Source organism: Sphingomonas pruni NBRC 15498 (genome assembly GCF_001598455.1).
Classification (GTDB): Bacteria; Pseudomonadota; Alphaproteobacteria; order Sphingomonadales; family Sphingomonadaceae; genus Sphingomonas; species Sphingomonas pruni.
Window position 1 is genome coordinate 49,433 of the sequence record NZ_BCYZ01000008.1, and the last position, 19,113, is coordinate 68,545.

The window sequence follows — 19,113 nt, forward strand, 5'->3', positions numbered from 1 at the left end:
GGCTTGTTGACATAGGTGTCAGTTAGCTGGGCGAAGGTGGTTAATACTCCTCAGTCACCCCGGCCTTGTGCCGGGGTCCACTCCTCCACAGCCAAGCTGAGGCGTTGTTGCACGGTGGATGCCGGGACAAGCCCGGCATGACGGGCGGGGAAGCGGTCAGAAATCCTTCTGATACTTGATGCTCGCGCCCGATCCGGTGAACGATCCGGTCTGCGACAGGATGCTGAGGCTGCGGGTCAGCGCGATCTCCAGCTGGGTTGCGGTGAAGCCCTTCGCGTCGGTGATGATCTCCACATAGATATTGTCGGTGATGTACTTGCCCGCCGCCAGAGCGGTGCCGCGGCCCGATGCCTGGTCGGCGCTCAGAATGCGCAACCGGTCGATCCCCGCCGCGCTGCGCAGCTTGCCGAGCGGGTTGAGTCCCCCGCCCCCGCCGCGCAGCGAGTTGAGCGCGGCGGCGAGCTGGATCGCCTCGGTCGCCGACAGATTCTGCGGGCTCGATCCGAACAGCAACCGGCTCAGCACTTCGTCCTGCGGCAGTGCCGGCGACGAGGTGAAGGCGACTTGCGGCCGCTGTCCGGTACCGGTGATGTTGATGATTGCGTTGATGCCGTTGGTGTTGGTCGAGGCCGAGATATCGATCGTCGGGTCCGACAGCGCGCCTCCGTTGAAGCGGACCGTGCCGCGATCGATGTCGAAGCGCTTGCCCGCGAAATTGTATGTGCCACGCACGATCGTCGCATTGCCCGATACGATCGGCGTGGTCGACGTGCCGCTGACCCGCATGAACATCCGCCATTCGGACTCGAGGCCCATGCCGGTGACAAAGATCTGGTCGTCGGCGCGGATGCGGATATCGAGCGCATAGCTGCTCGGCGGCTTGGGCGCGATGTGCGGGCGAGGCGGATCGCTCTTGCGGCGGATACCCTTCAGTTCCTCGACCTCGGCCTGCCCCTGATAGACGACCTCGTAGCGCGCATTGGGGATCCTCAAGTCGCCCTTGATCAGCCCGCCCTGCGGGCCGTTGGTCACCGCAAGCGTACCCGTCGCCGTCGCGCCGAGCGAATCGCCGCTGGCCAAAGTCGCATTGTTGAGCTTGGCGTTGAGGTTCATCGGGAAATTCTGCTCGGCGGACAGTCCGACCCAACCGCTCGCCTCGACCGTGCCGTCGCCGGCCTTGGCGTTCAATTGGCTGATCTCGAGCCGGTCGTTGGTGAATCGCCCGGCGAGCTTCATCTGGGTCAGCTTGGTGCCGTAATTCGAATTGATATAGGTCAGATTGTCGCCGCGCACGATGCCGTTGAGCTGCGGCGCGCCCAGCCGGCCGGAGAAATCCGCCGCGACGACGACGCCGCCCGCGACCTGCTGGCCCGCCAGACCGGAGAGCGAGAACAGCACGTCAGACGGGCCATTGTAGCGGATGCCGCCCGACAGCGGCGCGGCATAGAGCCGATCCATCCAACTCGCGCCGCCGCCCAAAGGCGCCAACCGTGCCTGCAGCCTGCCGACCGTGGTCGCCCCACGCTTGACCAGCGCGCGCGCGTCCGCGCCGGCCTCGGTCAGCCGGCCGACCACCTGGATGTCGACAGGCTCGGAGACGATCACCGCGTTCGACCGGGTAAAGTTGGCGATCGCCAGGCGCGTATCGATGCTCGGCACCGCCACGCCCGCCGGCTGGACATAGTCGATGCTGCCGGTGGCACTGCCATCGATATTAAGATTCGGCACCAGCGCGTTGGCCACCGACAAATCGAGCTTGTCGAGCCGCGCCTGCAGCGACATCCCCTTGCCATAGGTGCCGGCGATCCGCGCGCTGCCCTTGTCGAAATCGACTTGCGTCGGAAGCAGGCGATATTCGCCGTTCAGCGGCTCAATCTGCGCCGCGTGCGGCGTACGAAAGCCGATACCATTGGCCTTGCCGGACACTGCGACCAGCCACAATTTCGGCTGCAGCCGGGCGTTGATACCCATGCTGAACGGCACGCCCGACGATCCCGCCAGCACCGCCTGTGCTGTGCCGCTGCCGTTCGAATAATTAATCTTGGCGCGCGCCGCCTGGAACACGGTGGCGCCGTAGCGCATGTTGCCGATCTGAATATCGGCCAGCACGCGCGGCGCGTTCGGGTAGAGGACGACGCTGGCGCTGACGATCGCGCGGCCGATGGTGAAATCCTGATTGCCCGGGATCGTGGCATTATAGGCGCGCGCGGCGATGTCGGCGCGCTGCACCTTGCCCTCCGCGCCCAGCGTCGCCGTGCCGTTGATCCCCGATCCCGCGAATTGCAGCTTGCCGGCAAACGGTCCCGCCGCGGTCTGTTGCAGCGCGCCGGTCAGGTTCATGCCCGCGAACGTGCTGCCCTGATTGACCTGGATTGCCAGCGTCTTGCCGCTGCGCACCAATATGTTGGCGCCGAACGGGCCGTAATTGGTCGTGCCCTTGGCGACGATGGCATAGCCCTCACCCTTGCCGCGGATAGTTGCCTCAAGCCCGGCGAGACCGACGCCGACACCCGGTCGCGGCGCATGGATCACGATCACCGGCGCGGCTGCGGTTCCGGTCACTCGCGCGTTGATCGGGCCGTAATCCTTCGAATTCGCGTCCCCGATGAACGCAATCTGGCCGTCGGGGCGATAGCTGCCCGAACCGCGATAGATGCTGAGCCGCGGCGCGGCGAGCTTGACGTTGGAGAAAGTGAAGACCCCGTCCGTGCCATAGCCGATATCGCTGGTGACGATCGCCTGGCCGCCGAGGAAACTTTCCGCACCTGAATTGAATATCTTGCGCGTCCGAGCCGCAATCCGTCCAGTGATGCCGAAACCGCCCTTGGGCATCGACACGAGCTTGGCGTCGGTCGTCAGGTCAACGATACCGATTCCGTCGATCGTGTAATCGTTGACCCGCCCCTTCAGCGCGCCGGTATAATGTCCGCTCGGCAGGTCGGCGACGACGATCGCGGTCGCGTCGATCTTGTCGGATTTCAGCTTCAGATTGTCTGACAGCAGCTTGCCGTTCGAATAAGCGAAGTCGCCCACCGCGCTGACGTTGATCAGCAACATGCCGGCCGCGGCATTCAACCCGGTGACGCGACGCGCCCGCGCATTGACCGGGATCAGCACATGCCTGGCGTCGACCGTCGCCTTGCCCGACGCGGTCAGCCCTTCCAGGCCTGTGCCGCTGAAAGCGATCGCGGCGGCGCTGAGATTGTAGCCGATCGTCGGGGTCGCGAACGGCCCGTCGAGCGTCCAATGGGTCATAACGTCGCGGCCCGACAGATTTGGCAGCATCGCGCCGGGCGTCAGCAGGCGCGCGTCGATCACGAAATTGCCGAACTTATTCTCGCCGAGATCGAGCAGTCCGCTCGCCGCCACCGCCAGCGCGTCGGACTTGAGCATCATCCGCGTCGTCGCCTTGCGCTTCTCCAGGGTCGAGACGATGTCGACATTCAGGCCGGGCGCGGTGAGGCGCTCGACCGGTCCTTTCAGGTATAGGCCGGGATGAGTCACGCCCTTTATCGTGAACGTGCCGTTCTGCGCGCCGAGATCGAGATTGGCGAGCGACTGCCCGCCGAGCGCTGCGACGCCCTTCCCTTTCCACGATTTCCAGTCGCCGGCGCCACCGATGCGAATCGCCATCGGCGCCTTGATCCCGGTCATGCTCGCGGCGACGCCATCGGCGGGCGCGTCGAACTTGACCCGGATGCCGAGCTTGTTTGCGTCGGGCTGCGCGTCGAGCACCAGCCGCAATCTGTCGCCGCCGGCAATCCCAGGCCCACGTACCGCGTCGGCATTTGCGATCAGTTGCGCGCGCCGGTCGGCGATATGCGCGATGCCGTCGAGCCGGATGATATGCTGCTGTCCGGTCACCGGCGCCTTGAGCAGCAGCCGGTCGACCTTCAGGCTGCCGATATCGATATCTATATCGGGCAGGATCGGCGTGTTGGGCGCGCTGGGCAGCAACGAGGGCGATCGGTGCATCACCACAGTCGGCGCGGCCATCGAATTGACGTCGATATGGTTCCACAGGAACTGGAACGGGTTCCAGTCGATCGTCGCCGTCGGTGCGGTCAGGAAGATGCCCTGGGGATCGCTGACCCGAAGGTCGAGCAATTCCATCTTGCCGTAGATCGAGCCGCGAATCCGCCCGACCTTGATGTTGAGGCCGGTCTCAGTCTTGTAGCTTTCCAGCCGCGAGACAATGAAGCGATGTCCGGGCGCGGTATCGAGCCCGAAATAGACGATCGCTAACAGCGCGATGATCGCCACACAAACGAAAACGACGCCGCGCGCCAGCTGCAGCCACCATGGCCGCTTGACCAAGACGACCTGGGTCTCGGGCGTGTCCCCCGCGGGCGTCTCTTCGACCATCAGAATGCCTGACCGATCGAGATGTAGAGCGCGATGCGCGAGTCACCCTTGCGCTTGTTGAGCGGCGTCGCGACGTCGATGCGGATCGGGCCGAAATTGGTGTAGAAGCGCCCGCCGATGCCCGCCCCGAATTTCCAGTCGGTGAATTTGGGCATCGAGCTTTCATAGGAATTGCCGGCGTCGACGAACGGCACGATGCCGAAATTGCCGAACCGATAGCGTGCCTCCAGCGCGAATTCGTTGACGCTGCGCCCACCGACCGGGTCGCCATTGGGATCGAACGGCCCCAGCCGCTGATAGCCATAGCCGCGTACCGATCCACCGCCGCCGCCATAATAACGGCGCGATGGCGCCAGGTCGTCGCGCGCGATGCCCAGGATCGATCCGACCCGGCCGCGCCCGGCGATGACGATGCTGCTGGTGATCGGATAATAGACGCTCGCGTCGATCTGCGTGCGGGCATAGGGGCGGATCGGCCCGCGTACCGACGTTTCCGGACTCAGCGTCAATTTCAGGCGATAGCCCTTGGTCGGATTGAGCAGGTCGTCCGACGTATCCCATTGGATATTGAGCGGCAGCGCGGCGATGAAATAGGTCCCGCGTTCGCGCTTGCCGCGGTTGAAGTCGTAGACGCTCTCGTTGGTCCCGGTCAGTTCGAAGCCGTAGGCATAAGTGATCCGCTTCTGCCAGATCGGTGTCGAATCGTACGATACGCGGCCGTACAGCGACAGCGTCGCCGCATCGAAGGCATCGTAATTGTTGTGCCCCGCGCTCAGCCCGAACGCGAGCGTGCGGTCGCGCTGCTTCCAGTTCGAGCGACGGAAAGTGACAGTACCGCTCTGTTCCTGCGTCCCGGCGACGGCGCCGACGACGAACGCGCCTTCGGGGGGAAAGGCGTTGCGCGCGGTGAACGTGCCTTCCACCTTGATCCCCTCACCCGTGCTGTAGCCACCGGTCGCCGCGATCGAACGCGTCCGCCCGACTCGCTGCGTCACCGCCAGGTCGACGATACGGGTGCCGTCGGCCGCATCCTTGCCGGTATCGACCGGCTCGACCGTCACCGTGGAGAACAGCCCCGTCGCGACCAACGCCTTGCGAAGATCGTCGACCTTGTCGGTATTGTAGAGCTCGCCTTCCTCAAACCGCCGCAGGATGCGGATGTGATCGGGTCCGAACGCAAGACGGCCGCTCGTGCTGACATTGCCGAAGCTCGATCGCGGTCCGGTATCGACCGGCAAGGTATAGTCGCCGGTGAAGGCATTCTCGTCTAGCAGGATGTCGCGCGTTCCAAGCCGCACGAAGGGGTAGCCATGGCGCCCCATCTCCAGCGTGACATTGGCCTCGGCCCCCTGGACGCGGACAGTGTCGATCCGCTCACCGACCTTGAGCGGCAGGTTGCTGGTGATCAGGTCGCCCGGCACCACCGGCTGTGAATCGACGTTGACCGATGAGAAAGTATATTGCTTGCCGGGCACCGCGTTCACCACCACGCGGACGCGGCCAGGCTGATTGGGGATGCTCTCGACCGAGGACAAAGCCGTCGCATCGTAATAGCCGCGCGAGTGCATCAGCCTGACCGCCAATGCCTCGTCCTCGCGTCCGCGCGCCGCCACCATCGCCGCATTGGCCGCCTTGCCGCCGCCCTTCTTCAACGACGAGAAGGTCTTGAAGTCGCCGTCGAGGCCGAGGTCGCCGAGACCGTTGACGACGGTGTCGTAGCGTATCTCCGCACTTTTCCCGTTTGGTATGTCAGCGACTTCGGTCACCGGCGTCGTATTGTAGCTGTCGAGCGTCGGAAGAGGTGCTGCGAGTTCGGGCGCGGGCTCGGGCGCCGGCGGGAGCGTGCCGGGCGGCACGTCGGGTGCGGGCGTGGCCGGCGGCGTGACGCTGGGCGGCGCCTTGTCCGCGGTCTGCGGGGTGAACGGTGCTTCCTGCGGGATCGGCTCCAGCGGGGCGTTGATGTCGCTCGACAAAGGCGGCAGCGATTTATCGAACTGATCGTCCGGCACGATCGGCTTGTCGCCGAGCGGATCGCTGGTCGGCGTCGGCACCGGCTTGGGCTCGCCCGATTGCTTCGCCTGATCCTGGCTCGATGGATCGGTTCGCGCGCCGTCGGTGCGGGCCGAGGGAGGCACCTGTTGCGCGACCAGCGCGCCTGGAACAACTGCGCATGCCGCGATAGCCAGACAACAATGCGATACAAGACGCGACACGACGGCCCCTTTTTGGGGGTCGTCCTTCGCCCCCGTTGCGCGTGCCAACGCGCCGCAGCCCAATCGGTTCACGCTCAAAACGCTCCAACGCCCTCGGGAGCGACTTCGCTGGCGGCTGCCTCGATGCGATCGAGCATTGCCGACAGGGCAACACGTTCAGCTGGATCGAGCTGTTCGAGAATCTTGGCTTCGAGCTCGAGCGCCTTGGGCGCCACCTGATCATAGAGCGTGCGGCCGGTCGCGGTCAGCGCGAGCAGGTGCGACCTCTTGTCGTTCTCATTGGGCGTGCGCGCGACCAGTCCGCGCTCGACCAAAGCCTGCGCGGCGCGGCTCACCGTCACTTTGTCCATCCGCGTCGCCACACCCAATGCCTGCTGGGTGATTCCCGGCCCTTCGGCAATAACCGCGATCAGGCGCCACTCGGGAATTTTCAGCCCGAACAGCCGATCATAAGCGGTGGCGATCGCCGCCGACACGCGGTTGGACACGACCGATAGCCGGTAGGGCAGGAACAGATCGAGCTTCAAATCGGCCATTTCCGGCCACTTTGCGGTGCATTGCCGCGCGAAACAAGCGTTGCGTGACATGCGTTGGCAGCGGTGGACGCGACCGCACAAACGTTATATAGTTTCACCTGAAACGACTTTTCCCCCTGGAGCATGTTCCAATGACCGACGCGCACGACAATCCGATGGGCCTGGACGGGTTCGAATTCGTCGAATTCACCTCGCCCGACCCGGAGAAGATGGCCGATCTGTTCGAGAAAATGGGCTTCACCCATGTCGGCACGCACAAGTCGAAGAACGTGCGCCGCTATGCCCAGGGCGACATCAATTTCCTGCTCAACATGGACGATGCCGGCCAGGTCGCGGGCTTCCGCAACGCCCATGGCCCGAGCGCCAACGCGATGGCGTTCCGTGTCGCAGACGGCGAGAAGGCGCGCGACCTCGCGCTCGAGCGCGGCGCGACCGAGGTGAAAGGCGAGCACGGCCCCGGCGAACTCGACATTCCGGCGATCGAGGGAATTGGCGGCGCCAACCTCTATCTCGTCGACAAGAAGTCGAAGATCTACGAGACCGATTTCGTGCCGACCGGCAAAAGCGAGAACGACAATAGCGTCGGCCTGCACACGCTCGATCACCTGACCCATAATCTCAACCGCGGTCGGATGGATTATTGGGCGGATTATTACGAGCGCATCTTCAACTTCCGCCAGATCCGCTATTTCGACATCGAGGGCCAGGCGACCGGCCTGTTCTCCAAGGCGATGACCGCGCCCGACGACAAGATCCGCATTCCCTTGAACGAAAGCCAGGACGAGCATTCGCAGATCGAGGAATTCATCAAGGATTATAAGGGCGAAGGCATCCAGCACCTGGCGCTGGCGACCGACGACATCTTCTCGACGATCGACCAGCTGCGCGCCAACGGCATCCGCTTCCAGACCGCGCCCGACACCTATTTCGACATGATCGACAAGCGCCTGCCGGGCCATGGCCATAGCGTCGAGGAAATGCGCAAGCGCCACATCCTGATCGACGGCGCGCCGGAAACCGGCGGCGGCCTGCTGCTGCAGATCTTCACCGAGAATATGGTCGGCCCGATCTTCTTCGAGATCATCCAGCGCAAGGGCAATGACGGTTTCGGCGAAGGCAATTTCAAGGCGCTGTTCGAGAGCATCGAACTCGACCAGATCCGCCGCGGCGTCGTGCCGGTGAAGGCGGAGGCGTGACTCCTTCTCCCGCTGGGAGAAGGATAGCGAAGCTTGGCGGCGCAGCCGCCTAGCGCAGCTTGGATGAGGGTGACTGCGCGCGACCCTCACCCTTCCGCCCGCTTTGCGGGCTCCCTCCCTCTCCCAATGGGAGAGGGAGTCTGAGGCGAGGCACGATGACGAATTACATGACCGGCTTCGGCAACCATTTCGCGACGGAGGCGATCCCCGGTGCCCTCCCCATCGGCCGCAACTCGCCGCAAAAGCCTGCCTTCGGCCTTTATGCCGAACAGCTCAGCGGCACCGCCTTCACCGCGCCGCGCCACGAGAACCACCGTACATGGCTCTACCGCCTGCGTCCCTCGGCCGCGCACCCGGCCTTCACCCGCTACCAGGGCGCGAAGCGCTTCGCTCCCGGTCTCAGCAAATCTCCCCTGGCCCCCAACCGCTTGCGCTGGCGCCCGCTCGACGAGGCGCAGGACGCCGATTGGCTCGACAGCCTGACGACGATGGTCGTCGCCGGCGATGGACCGCGCACCCAGGCGGGCGTGGCGATGCATCTCTACCACGCCACCCGCGACATGACCGACCGCGCTTTCGCGTCGGCCGACGGCGAGTTGCTGATCCTGCCCGAGCAGGGGGCACTCCTTCTACTAACCGAAATGGGCCGGATCGATCTCGCTCCCGGCCAGGTCGCGGTGATCCCCCGCGGCGTCCGTTTCCGTGTCGAGCTACCCGGCGGCCCTGCCCGCGGCTATGTCGCCGAAAATCACGGCCAACCGTTCCGCCTGCCCGAGCTTGGCCCGATCGGCTCGAACGGCCTCGCGAATTCCCGCGATTTCGAAACGCCGGTCGCCTGGTTCGAGGATTGCGAGGGCGACTTCACTTTGATCCAGAAATTCGAGGCAGCGCTCTGGCAGACCGAACTCGGCCGCAGCCCGCTCGATGTCGTCGCCTGGCACGGCAATTACGCGCCCTACCGCTACGATCTCAAGCATTTCAATACAATAGGCACCATCAGCTTCGACCATCCCGATCCGTCGATCTTCACCGTGCTGACCTCGCCCAGCGACGTGCCGGGCACCGCCAATGCGGACTTCGTCATCTTCCCGCCGCGCTGGATGGTCGCCGAGGATACGTTCCGCCCGCCCTGGTTCCACCGCAACGTGATGAGCGAATGCATGGGCCTGCTCTACGGCGCCTATGACGCCAAGGCCGAGGGATTCCGGCCCGGTGCGATGTCGCTCCACAACATGATGTCCGGCCACGGCCTCGACCTTGCGTCGTGGAAAGGCGCGAGCGAGGCCGAGCTCAAACCACACAAGATCGACGGGACGATGGCCTTCATGATCGAGAGCCGCTGGGTGTTCCACTGCACCGACTACGCCCTGGAAACGAGCGCACTCGACGAGGATTACGACCAGGTCTGGTCGGGCTTCCCCAAGGCGGAATTACCCTAAGGTTCGTCAGCCCGGCAACACCGCCATCGCCCGCCAGCTTATCGCGATCAGCGCGGCGGCGAGGACCAGCACGCCGATCATCATGGCGATGCTGCGCCGGCCGGTGACGATCATCCACAAGCCGTAGGCGATCGAGCCCAGGCCGAACACGATTACGGCGGCGAACACGGTGAAGATCGTCTCTGCTTGCTCCGCGGTGCCGGTAAAGGTTGTGCCGCCCGTCGTGGCGCCAGGATGCGCCATCGAGGGCGCGAGGAGGGACCAGAGATAGCTCATGAATCCGGCGAGGAAGACGCCGCATACCAGCAACACCCAACCGGCGATCCGCACCGTTCGCGGCGTCCGCATCTTGCCGCCGCAGGTCGGACAAGTGCCAACACTCCCCTCGACCTGGTTACGACATGACGGCGCGAGGCAGGTGCTGACTGCGGGCATCGACATTCTCCCCTCGTTCTCGACCATTACGACCGGGTCGAATGACGATTGCACGACGATGCGCGGAGTCAATCCGCGACCGGCAGGAGGCGATCAGCGTTTCTTGCCGCTAGCGTTCGCCGCCGCCGCCTCGCGGACCAGTGCCTTGAATGCTTCCGCGTCGATCCTGTCGCCCTCGTGAAAGTCGATCGCGCGCCGGACATTTCCGTCCAGGCTCGAGTTGAACAATCCCTTGGGATCGTCGAGCGCCGCGCCCTTGGCGAATGTCGTCTTGACGGCGTTCTTGTAGGTTTCGCCGGTACAGACGATCTTGCCGTTGGCGTACCAGGTCGGCACCCCGCGCCATTTCCACTCCTCGACGACATCGGGCTCCGCTTCGTGGATCAAGGCACGGATTTTGGCCAGCGTGGCCCCGCGCCAGTCGTCCAGCGACGCGACCCGATCGTCGATCAATTCGGACGGCGATTTGGCGCCCGCTTCGGCCGTGGTCATCGTTCTTCCTTTCGATCCTCAGGCGACGTCGCTTGCGCGCGACGGGGTGCGGCTCTTCGCCAGATAAGGCAGCGCGAACATGTAGAGACCGGTTAACATCAACAGGATCAAGGGGAAAAGCGCCGTCAGCCCAACCCATGTCGCCTGCCGGCCGATCACGAGCATGATGGTGTTGAAGATCACCGCCGCCGTGAAGACGATCGACGTCCAGCGGTGAAATTGCCGGAGACCCGAATTCCCGTTCATCTCTTCCTCCCTTTAAGGATCCGAAAGCGCGCCGATCAGTCGATCCGCGCCACCACCTCGTCCAGGTTGGCGAGGAATTTCTGCCAGCCGAACTTGGCGCCGGCGAAGGCCTGCTGCTGATCGGGCCGGAAACCGGCCTGCTCCATCCGCACATGGGTGCCGGCGGCCGACGGCGTCAGCGTCCAGGTGACGACGCTCTCCAGCCCCATCGCGTCCCAGCTATAGGCGAGCGCCCGCTGCGGCTCGATCTCGAGGACCCTGCAATCAACCGATCCCCAATCGCCGGTCAGCGTGAAGCGATGATCGAGCGCCGGCACGAAATCGTTCTTCATCAGCCATTCCGCGATCAGGTGCGGCTGGGTCAGCGCGCGCCAGATCTTGTCCGGCGCGTGCGCGAAGTCGCGCTCGATCACCACGGAACGCGTTTCGGTCGAGGTCGTCGTCATTGGTCCATCCTCTTGAGCAAATCATCGAGATCGTCGAACCGGCTTCCCCAGAATTCGGTCATCTGGCTGGTCCAGTCGACCAGTGGTGCAAGCGCCTGGCGCCGCGCGGTGTAATGGGTTTGCCGCCCCTCATGCCGATCGAGCACCAGGCCGGCTTTTTTCAGCACACCGAGATGCTTGGACACCGCCGGCTGCGAGACGCCCGCCATCGCCGTCAGCCCGCCCACCGTCTGCTCGCCGCCCCGGCACAGCCGCTCGAAAATCCCACGACGCGTGGGGTCCGCCAGGGCGCTGAAAATGACGTCGTGTGGTGTAGGCATGAAACGTATAACTCACGGGCTATGGATTTGACCCATAACCGCGTAGTTATGTATCAGTCAAGCCGTGCCGTTCAACCGGTCGCGCGCCCGCAACAACGTGCCCACGATGCACGCAGCGAACAGCGCGCCCTCAGCTCCGCCCATCACGAGCTGGGCGGCAAGACCGAAGTCGCGGTCGCCCGCCAGCGCGCCGAGTGGACCAAGCCGCAGGCGGGAGCCGGGAAAGGTTCGCGCCAGCAAATCCAGGCTGCCGACCATCAGTCGTCCACCCAATAGCGGCACTAGTACGCCCCCCGCCGCGCCGGCCAGACCGGCGATGGCGATCCTGCGCCGCATGGAGGTCGACCGTCGCCGGCCGGCCAGCCACGCGCCAAGGCCCACCGCGCCGCCGAGCAACAATCCCTCAGGCGCGCCGGCGATGCCTCCCGGCGAACGACCGAGCAGCAAGCTGAACGCATCGAGGCCAAGCAATTTGACGATTCCGCCGATCGCCATGCCGCCGAGTGCGCCGCCAAGGATGGCCAACCAACTGCGCCGGGCGAAACCGGCCGCGGCGATCCCGAAGCTCACGCCCGCGCCGCCGACCAGCGCCACGACGACGGTCAGCCACAGCAACACGAACAGCACCGACGCCCCGCCCCCGGACTCCGGCGGCTGCGCCGCGGCGACGAATCCGTAGAACAGCCCGCCGATTGCGCCGGCAATACCCGCCCCGATCGTTCCAGCGCCGCCGAGCAACACGAAATCGCGCCACGCATAGGGCGGAGTTGCCGGCATCCCGGGTGCCGCGACCGGTTCGATACTTGCCTGTTCCACCCACTCCACCGGCGCGACGAAGCGATAGCCGTGTTTGGGAATCGTCTCGATGAAGCGCGGATTGCTCGCATCGTCGCCGAGTTGCCGGCGCAGCGTCTTGACGCATTGGGTCAAGGCTTCGTCGGTGATCGGCACGCCGTGCCAAACGTCCCCCAGAAAGCGATCCTTGGTGACGAGCTTGCCGCTCTCCCGCAGCAACAGGGCGAGCGCATCGAAATAGCGCGCGTTGAGCTCGACCGTGGCGCCATCGCGCGACAGCCGGCGCTCGTCCGGGTCGAGCTCGAAACGGTCGAAGCGAAAGCTGCCGGACGCCATTTTTCAGCGAAACCTCAGGAGTTGCTCATGCCGCTCACCGGCGGCTCCGCCAGGATGACGCTCTATTCAAGCATGGAGACGACAGGATGGCAAAGGCGATCGAGCGCAGAGGCGGAGCGAACCCCTGGAGGATCGCGGGTTGGAGTTTCGCCGCTTTGCTCCTGCTCTTGCCGCTCGTGGCGATGCACTTCACGGCGGAAGTGAACTGGACGCCCTTCGACTTCGCGGTTGCGGCAGTGATGATCGGCGCCGTCGGCACCGCGTTCGAGGTGACGGTCAGGGCAACGCGCAACAACGCCTATCGCGGCGCGCTGGCGATCGCCCTGGCCGCCGCGTTCCTGCTCCTCTGGATCAATGGCGCGGTCGGCATCGTCGGCGATGAGGAGAACCCGCTCAACCTGCTCTATTTCGGCGTTATCGCCATAGCGTTCGGCGGCATGGCCTGGGCCCGCTTCCGGGCAAAGGGTGCGGCGCGCGCAATGACGGTGGCGGCCATCGCCAATGCATTGGTCGGCGTGGTTGCGGCCGTGGCGGGCCGCAACGAACCGCCCGGCATCGTCGGGCTAATCGTGCTGAACGGCTTTTTCGTCCTGCTGTTTCTGGGTGCAGCGTGGTTGTTCGGCATCGCGGCGGCAAGCGGGGGCACGCCGACCGAGCCCCACCCGAGCGCCGAGGCCACGTGATGCGATGCGCCGCACATCTTGTTGTGAGGCCGACGGGCCTTCGTTGGCCGGTGGATTTTGTCGGCGCTACGGATCTAACGGCATTGCAGGGCGCTACCCCGAAGGGCAACCGTGTAAAGCGGCCAGTCAGGAACGACCCACTTGCAGACATCCTCAGCGAGTGAGACGAAGGCATGATGCCGCTTCCGCTAAATCTGTCTCGGATCGCTCAAGTCTTCGCTGTGGCACTTGGGTCAGCCGCACTTACGATCCTTGTTGATCGTTGGCAGGTCCGAACGCCTTTGAACTTCATCTGGATTGTTGGCGTCCCAATTTTGGTCGGCGCTGCACTTAATACCGGAAACGTCCGCCGGATCGCTATGGTGCTGTTATTGCCCGGTGTTTCGTTACTCGTCCTCATGATCACCGGGCAACTTTTCGGCAGTTACACCTAAAATCGGCGAACGACCATTCCCACACGCCCCGCGACAGGTTTGCGGCTTCAATCTTCAATGAGTTTCATCAACCGCCGCTCGATCGGCGCGAGCACCGGGCCGAGCTCATGCCCCCGCTTCACTACCTGGCCGTGCTCGGCGATCAGCGCCCACATGCCCTGGCGGTTGCGCAGATCGGGGCGTTTCTCGATCCTGAATTCGGGACGCTCGGCGGCGCGGCGGAAGGCAGCAAACACCGCCGCCGCCTGCCCGAGCTCGATCGCATAGTCGCGCCAATGCCCGGCGGCGACCATGCGGCCGTAGAGGTCGAGAATCCGGTTGAGTTCGAGCCGCTCGAAACCGATCTGGCTCGGTTGACGCCCCTGCAAAGGAAACGGAGTGACCGTTCCCATCAGGCGCGGTCACGCTCCGGCGTTTCATGCTCGGCGAGCAACGCATCGAGGCGCTTGCGCAATGTCTCGATCTCGCAGCGGAGCAACTCGACCTTTTGCGTCTGCGGGTCGAACATCTCGCTGCACGGCGTGCCATAGGCGAGGAACGGCTTTTCGCCCTTCCCTTCGACCATGGTCGGCCGCGCCGGAATACCGACCATAACCGCGCCTTCCGGCACGTCCTTGGTCACCACCGCATTGGCGCCGACACGCGCCCCGGTCGCGACGGTGATCGGACCCAGGATCTGCGCGCCCGAGCCGATGATGACGTTGTCCTCGAGCGTCGGATGGCGCTTGCCGGCAACGCCGTCGGCCGGGTTGGTTCCGCCGAGCGTGACGCACTGATAGATCGTGACATTGTCGCCGATCACCGCGGTCTCGCCGATCACGGTGAAGCCATGATCGATGAAGAAAAATTTGCCGATCGTGGCGCCTGGGTGGATATCGATCGCGGTGAAGAAGCGCGCGATATGGTTCACCCAGCGCGCCAGGAAAAACAGCCGCGCCTTGTACAGAGCGTGCGCGATACGGTGATAGCCGAGCGCCCAAACGCCCGGATAAAGCAGGATTTCCAAGTTCGACCGTGGCGCTGGGTCGCGCGCCCGAATCGAGTCGAGATAAGCCCTGAGGCCAGCAAGCATGGGCGCGTCCCCTTCGCCGGTTTCAGCATATCTAGGACGCCATGCCGGCGATTTCCATAACCGGCCCGCCGCAACTTCCCCGGACAAAAGCCCATCTTTGTTGTGGGAATTAGGTGCGTACGTCATGCAACGGACCGGATCGCAGGGAGTTTGCGGTGATAATGGTCGATGTTTCGCTGGCCTCGATCGAGGCGATTCTGCCCTTCATCGCGATCGGGTTCGCCGCACAATTGGTCGATGGCGCGTTGGGCATGGCGTTCGGGCTGATCAACTCGACGCTGCTGATCAGCGTGATGGGCCTGCCGCCGCGCGTCGCCTCGGCCAGCGTCCATGCGGTCGAGACCTTCACCACCGCCGCGTCGGGCATCAGCCATGTCCTGCACCGCAACGTGAACTGGCGGCTGTTCGCGCGGCTGGTGATCCCCGGGATGATCGGCGGCGTGCTCGGCGCCTATGTGCTGTCGTCGATCGACGCCTCGGTCGCGCGCCCGTTCGTCATGGCCTATCTGAGCGCGATCGGCCTTTATCTGCTGTTTCGCGCCTGGCGTGGCCGCGTCGAACCGCGGACGCCCAAGGTGATCGAACCGCTGGGGCTTGTCGGCGGCTTTCTCGACGCGGCGGGCGGCGGCGGCTGGGGGCCGGTGGTGACGAGCAACCTGCTGGTGCAGGGCGCCAGCCCACGCGAGACGATCGGCACGGTAAACACCGCCGAATTCTTCCTGACCGCGACGATCTCGGCGACGTTCATCTTCACCTTGGGCTTCGCCGCTTTCACCCTGCAGACGCTCGGCATCTTGATCGGCGGGCTGCTCGCGGCGCCGCTGGGCGGCTGGCTCGCCAAGAAGGTGCCGGCACGCCCGCTGATGGCGATGGTCGGCGTGCTACTGACCCTGACCAGCGCGTTCTCAATCTATCAGGCGTTGAGCAAATAGAATCCGTCAGGCGACCGCGGCGTGCACCGTCGCGACTGCCTTCATCACCGCCGCCCAACGCACCGCGTCCTGGATCGCCTGCGCCGTCACGCCGGCTTTCTTGAGCACATTCTCATGTGCGTCGATGCACAGGCCGCAGCCGTTCATCGCGCTGATCGCCAGGCTGAACAGCTCGAAATCGTCCTTTTCGATTCCAGGCGCGCCGATCACGTTCATGCGCAGCTTGGCCGGCATGTTGGCATATTCCTTGTTCCCGGCGAGATGCGTGAAGCGGTAATAGACGTTGTTCATCGCCATCACCGCCGCCGCCGCGCGTGCCGCGTTGGCGGCTTCGGGCGACAGCTTGTCCGCGACTTCCGCTTCGGCCGCCTCGACCAGCGGCTTATGGCCGGAGGCATGTGCGCAGGCCAGGAGCAGGCCGTATTTGCGCTGGTCGCCGAGCGACGTCTCGTTGAGCAGCGAACCGACATTGAGCCGGATGTCCTTGGCGAAATCGGGCAGCGACTGGGCGAAATCCTTGAGCGACATGCGATAGGCTCCTCGCGGCGATGATCGCCGGCGTTGGGATAAGGCCCCGGCCGAAGCCGGGGCGAAAGTTCGGAAAATAGGTGGCGCGGGGCCGAGGGGGGGAAAGACCCCGCGCCGGGGGATACGGCCCCTGATTCAAAGGCCGCACCTGTTAGACGAAGTCGTTACGCGGCAACCTTGAGGACATCGTCGCCCTTGTTCCAATTGCACGGGCAAAGCTCGTCGGTCTGCAGAGCGTCGAGCACGCGCAGCGTCTCCTGCGGGTTGCGGCCAACGTTGAGGCCGTTGACCTGCACCGCCTGGATCACACCGTCGGGATCGACGGTGAAGGTGGCGCGATAGGCGACGTTCTCGTCCGCATCGAGAATGCCGAGCGCGGCGGCGAGCTTGCCGCCATTGTCGGCAATCCACGGGAAGTCGGCGGCGGCCAGATCCGGATCCGACTTGCGCCAGGCCAGATGGACATGGCTGGTGTCGGTCGAGGCGCCGATCAGCACCGCGTCGCGATCCTCGAAATCGCCCTTCAGCCCGGCATAACCGACGATCTCGGTCGGGCAGACGAAGGTGAAGTCCTTGGGCCAGTAGAATACGATCTTCCACTTGCCCGGCGCATGGGTGGTGACATCGATCGTCTCGCCGGCGGGCAAGGCGTCGATGCCCTGCTGGACGGGAACGGTGATGGCGGGGAACTTGTCTCCGACGGTCAACATGATCTTGGGCCTCCTGCCAAAGGAATTGGGGTCGGCCTTCTTGGACATCCTCTCGGGATCGGCGGGCCTTCGGGCCTCTTCCGTCACGGTCGCATATAGGCTGGCCTTTGAACGATCCAATAGGTTATTTACGCGACCTTGATCGATTGAGGCGATGAATGAGCACTACCTACCTCCCCACCTTGAAGCAGCTGCAATATCTGGTCGCGCTGAAGGACCATGGCCATTTCGGCCGCGCGGCCGAAGCCTGTTTCGTCACCCAGTCGACCATGTCGGCGGGGATTCGCGAGCTCGAGACGCTGATCGGCGTGACCCTGGTCGAGCGGACGCGACGCGTCGTGCGGTTCACGCCGCTTGGCGACCGCATCGCCGACAAGGCACGGCGGGTAATTCGCGAGGCGGAGGAACTGGGCGACATGGCGCGCGCCGCCGGGCGGCCGTTGTCGGGGGAAATGCGGATGAGCGTCATCCCGACGATCGCGCCATTCATGCTGCCGCACATCCTGCCGGCGCTGCGTCGCGATTATCCCGATCTCAAACTGTTCCTGCGCGAGGAGACCACGGGCGCGGCGTGCGAAGGCCTGCACAACGGCCGCACCGACTGCGTGCTGCTGGCACTGCCTTATGCCTGTGGCGAAGTGACCGCGGCGCCGCTGTTCGACGACCGCCTGTTCGTCGCCTTTCCCGATGCCGAGCTGCCCAATCCCCCCGCAGTGATCGCGGCGGCCGATATCGACGAGGACCGCTTGCTGCTGCTCGAGGACGGACATTGCCTGAAGGACCATGCCCTCGCCGCCTGCAACCGGCCCGAACTTGGCGCGCATGCGATGATGCTGGGCACGTCGCTCCACACCATCGTGCAGATGGTCGACAATGGCCTGGGTGTGACGATGCTGCCCGAAATGGCAGTGCAGGCGGGCATATTGGACAATACCGAGATCTCGGCGCGGCCGCTCGCGGGGGATCACGCCACGCGCACCATCGCGTTGGTGTGGCGGCGCGCATCGCCGCGCGAACGCGATTTCCGGCTGCTGGCCGACATCCTCAAGGCGGCGGCCTGATGCTTTTCCGCGTCGGGCGAAAGGAAACCAACCGACCATTCAAGCGTATCCTGAAGGACACCCGGGACGGGTGCACCTATGAAAGGATGCTCTTAGAATGAAGCTGTTACGTATCCCGGCACTTGCTCTCGCGCCGGTCCTTGCCCTTCCCGCCTTCGCGCAGACCACGCCCGCCGCTCCGCCGGCCGGACCCGCCCCACAGACCGCCGCTCCTGCCCCCGCCGCTGCGGCCGCTCCCAATCCGTCGGTCGGCGGCGTGGCGATGGACGCCGGCAAGACGATCGTCGCCAACGCCTCCGCCGCGCCCAACCTCTCGACGCTGGTCAAGGCGATTACCGCCGCGGATCTGACCGCCACCTTGTCGGGTCCCCGACCGTACACCGTGTTCGCGCCGACCAATGACGCCTTCACGCGACTGCCGCCGGATACGCTCGCGCAGTTGATGAAACCCGAGAACAAGGCGCTGCTGGCCAAGGTGCTGACCTATCACGTCGTCCCTGGCACGATCGATTTCGCGCAGTTGAAGGCGCAGATCGCAGCCGGCAACGGCACCGCCACGCTGACCACCGTCGCCGGCCAGCCGCTCAAGGTGACGATCACCGGCAACAACGTCGTCACGCTGACCAGCGTCAACGGCAATGTCAGCTATCTGGAGACGCCCGACGTCCACCAGTCGAACGGCATCGTCCACGTCGTCAACGGCGTGCTGTTGCCGAAGTTGAACTGATCTCGGCGACGAGCGACTTTCAACCAATCCCCTCCCGCCAGGGACGGGGCCATCGCACCTGACCGGGGTGGTGGTAAGGCTCTCGTCGTTGCCTTCCGTCACCCCGGACTTGTTCCGGGGTCCAACGGGCGGCAGCGGAAAAGCCGG

Annotated in this window: 20 protein-coding genes; 7 read left to right on the forward strand and 13 right to left on the reverse strand. The window is 64.7% G+C overall.

The annotated features are described in order from the left end of the window. Window positions 1–156: 156 nt before the first annotated feature. The 3 genes from SPR01S_RS03800 to SPR01S_RS03810 all read right to left on the reverse strand — a co-directional run bounded on the left by SPR01S_RS03800 (window position 157) and on the right by SPR01S_RS03810 (window position 7,114). Window positions 157–4,365: a translocation/assembly module TamB domain-containing protein gene (locus tag SPR01S_RS03800; protein WP_066585159.1), complete on the reverse strand. Its 4,209-nt coding sequence runs from the start codon at window positions 4,363–4,365 to the stop codon at window positions 157–159. After that, complete coding sequence (locus SPR01S_RS03805) at window positions 4,365–6,578, reverse strand: autotransporter assembly complex protein TamA (protein WP_084250918.1); 2,214 nt, start codon at window positions 6,576–6,578, stop codon at window positions 4,365–4,367. The genes SPR01S_RS03800 and SPR01S_RS03805 overlap by 1 nt, the downstream gene beginning before the upstream one ends. Window positions 6,579–6,652: 74 nt before the next feature. Beyond that, on the reverse strand, window positions 6,653–7,114 hold the full coding sequence (locus SPR01S_RS03810; RefSeq protein WP_066585162.1) for a MarR family winged helix-turn-helix transcriptional regulator: 462 nt from the start codon (window positions 7,112–7,114) through the stop codon (window positions 6,653–6,655). 131 nt (window positions 7,115–7,245) lie between these two features. On the opposite strand from SPR01S_RS03810, the gene hppD reads away from it, so the two are divergent. Together hppD and hmgA are read left to right on the forward strand one after the other, a co-directional pair. Further along, window positions 7,246–8,310, forward strand: coding sequence for a 4-hydroxyphenylpyruvate dioxygenase (hppD, locus tag SPR01S_RS03815; RefSeq protein ID WP_066585164.1), 1,065 nt, complete (start codon window positions 7,246–7,248; stop codon window positions 8,308–8,310). Between the two features lie 155 nt (window positions 8,311–8,465). Beyond that, a complete protein-coding gene (gene hmgA, locus SPR01S_RS03820) occupies window positions 8,466–9,749 on the forward strand; it encodes a homogentisate 1,2-dioxygenase (protein ID WP_066585166.1) in 1,284 nt (427 codons plus the stop codon). A 6-nt stretch (window positions 9,750–9,755) separates the two neighbouring features. On the opposite strand, the gene SPR01S_RS03825 is transcribed toward hmgA, so the two are convergent. From SPR01S_RS03825 to SPR01S_RS03850, 6 genes are all read right to left on the reverse strand, one after another. Further along, a complete protein-coding gene (locus tag SPR01S_RS03825) occupies window positions 9,756–10,190 on the reverse strand; it encodes a hypothetical protein (RefSeq protein ID WP_157081916.1) in 435 nt (144 codons plus the stop codon). An 87-nt stretch (window positions 10,191–10,277) separates the two neighbouring features. Next, window positions 10,278–10,676: a DUF1801 domain-containing protein gene (locus SPR01S_RS03830; RefSeq protein WP_066585172.1), complete on the reverse strand. Its 399-nt coding sequence runs from the start codon at window positions 10,674–10,676 to the stop codon at window positions 10,278–10,280. A gap of 18 nt (window positions 10,677–10,694) precedes the next feature. Beyond that, window positions 10,695–10,922 (reverse strand): hypothetical protein, encoded by a 228-nt coding sequence (locus tag SPR01S_RS03835; RefSeq protein ID WP_066585175.1) that lies wholly within the window; start codon window positions 10,920–10,922, stop codon window positions 10,695–10,697. A gap of 35 nt (window positions 10,923–10,957) precedes the next feature. Next, window positions 10,958–11,368, reverse strand: a complete 411-nt coding sequence (locus SPR01S_RS03840; RefSeq protein ID WP_066585178.1) for an SRPBCC family protein — start codon at window positions 11,366–11,368, stop codon at window positions 10,958–10,960. Next, window positions 11,365–11,688, reverse strand: coding sequence for an ArsR/SmtB family transcription factor (locus SPR01S_RS03845; protein ID WP_066585180.1), 324 nt, complete (start codon window positions 11,686–11,688; stop codon window positions 11,365–11,367). Before SPR01S_RS03845 ends, SPR01S_RS03840 begins: the two co-directional genes overlap by 4 nt. Window positions 11,689–11,745: 57 nt before the next feature. Then, window positions 11,746–12,819, reverse strand: a complete 1,074-nt coding sequence (locus SPR01S_RS03850; protein ID WP_066585183.1) for a winged helix-turn-helix domain-containing protein — start codon at window positions 12,817–12,819, stop codon at window positions 11,746–11,748. Between the two features lie 86 nt (window positions 12,820–12,905). On the opposite strand from SPR01S_RS03850, the gene SPR01S_RS03855 reads away from it, so the two are divergent. Both SPR01S_RS03855 and SPR01S_RS03860 read left to right on the forward strand, forming a co-directional pair. Continuing rightward, a complete protein-coding gene (locus SPR01S_RS03855; protein ID WP_066585186.1) occupies window positions 12,906–13,502 on the forward strand; it encodes a hypothetical protein in 597 nt (198 codons plus the stop codon). A gap of 173 nt (window positions 13,503–13,675) precedes the next feature. Then, complete coding sequence (locus tag SPR01S_RS03860) at window positions 13,676–13,936, forward strand: hypothetical protein (protein ID WP_066585189.1); 261 nt, start codon at window positions 13,676–13,678, stop codon at window positions 13,934–13,936. 47 nt (window positions 13,937–13,983) lie between these two features. Here the strand turns inward: SPR01S_RS03860 and SPR01S_RS03865 are convergent, their stop codons facing one another. After that, complete coding sequence (locus tag SPR01S_RS03865; RefSeq protein ID WP_066585192.1) at window positions 13,984–14,328, reverse strand: DUF2794 domain-containing protein; 345 nt, start codon at window positions 14,326–14,328, stop codon at window positions 13,984–13,986. Continuing rightward, on the reverse strand, window positions 14,328–15,008 hold the full coding sequence (epsC, locus tag SPR01S_RS03870; protein WP_066585195.1) for a serine O-acetyltransferase EpsC: 681 nt from the start codon (window positions 15,006–15,008) through the stop codon (window positions 14,328–14,330). The genes SPR01S_RS03865 and epsC overlap by 1 nt, the downstream gene beginning before the upstream one ends. Window positions 15,009–15,169: 161 nt before the next feature. Between epsC and SPR01S_RS03875 the strand changes: the two genes are divergently transcribed. Continuing rightward, window positions 15,170–15,940, forward strand: a complete 771-nt coding sequence (locus SPR01S_RS03875; RefSeq protein ID WP_066585205.1) for a sulfite exporter TauE/SafE family protein — start codon at window positions 15,170–15,172, stop codon at window positions 15,938–15,940. Between the two features lie 6 nt (window positions 15,941–15,946). Here the strand turns inward: SPR01S_RS03875 and ahpD are convergent, their stop codons facing one another. Both ahpD and SPR01S_RS03885 read right to left on the reverse strand, forming a co-directional pair. Then, on the reverse strand, window positions 15,947–16,468 hold the full coding sequence (gene ahpD, locus SPR01S_RS03880) for an alkylhydroperoxidase, AhpD family (protein WP_066585212.1): 522 nt from the start codon (window positions 16,466–16,468) through the stop codon (window positions 15,947–15,949). Between the two features lie 164 nt (window positions 16,469–16,632). Beyond that, window positions 16,633–17,178, reverse strand: a complete 546-nt coding sequence (locus tag SPR01S_RS03885; RefSeq protein WP_066585330.1) for a peroxiredoxin — start codon at window positions 17,176–17,178, stop codon at window positions 16,633–16,635. Between the two features lie 158 nt (window positions 17,179–17,336). Between SPR01S_RS03885 and SPR01S_RS03890 the strand changes: the two genes are divergently transcribed. Both SPR01S_RS03890 and SPR01S_RS03895 read left to right on the forward strand, forming a co-directional pair. Beyond that, complete coding sequence (locus tag SPR01S_RS03890) at window positions 17,337–18,239, forward strand: hydrogen peroxide-inducible genes activator (RefSeq protein ID WP_066585213.1); 903 nt, start codon at window positions 17,337–17,339, stop codon at window positions 18,237–18,239. Between the two features lie 97 nt (window positions 18,240–18,336). Then, window positions 18,337–18,966 carry a fasciclin domain-containing protein gene (locus SPR01S_RS03895; protein ID WP_066585214.1) on the forward strand — a complete coding sequence of 210 codons (630 nt, stop codon included), beginning with the start codon at window positions 18,337–18,339 and terminating at the stop codon, window positions 18,964–18,966. The last annotated feature ends 147 nt before the right edge of the window (window positions 18,967–19,113 follow it).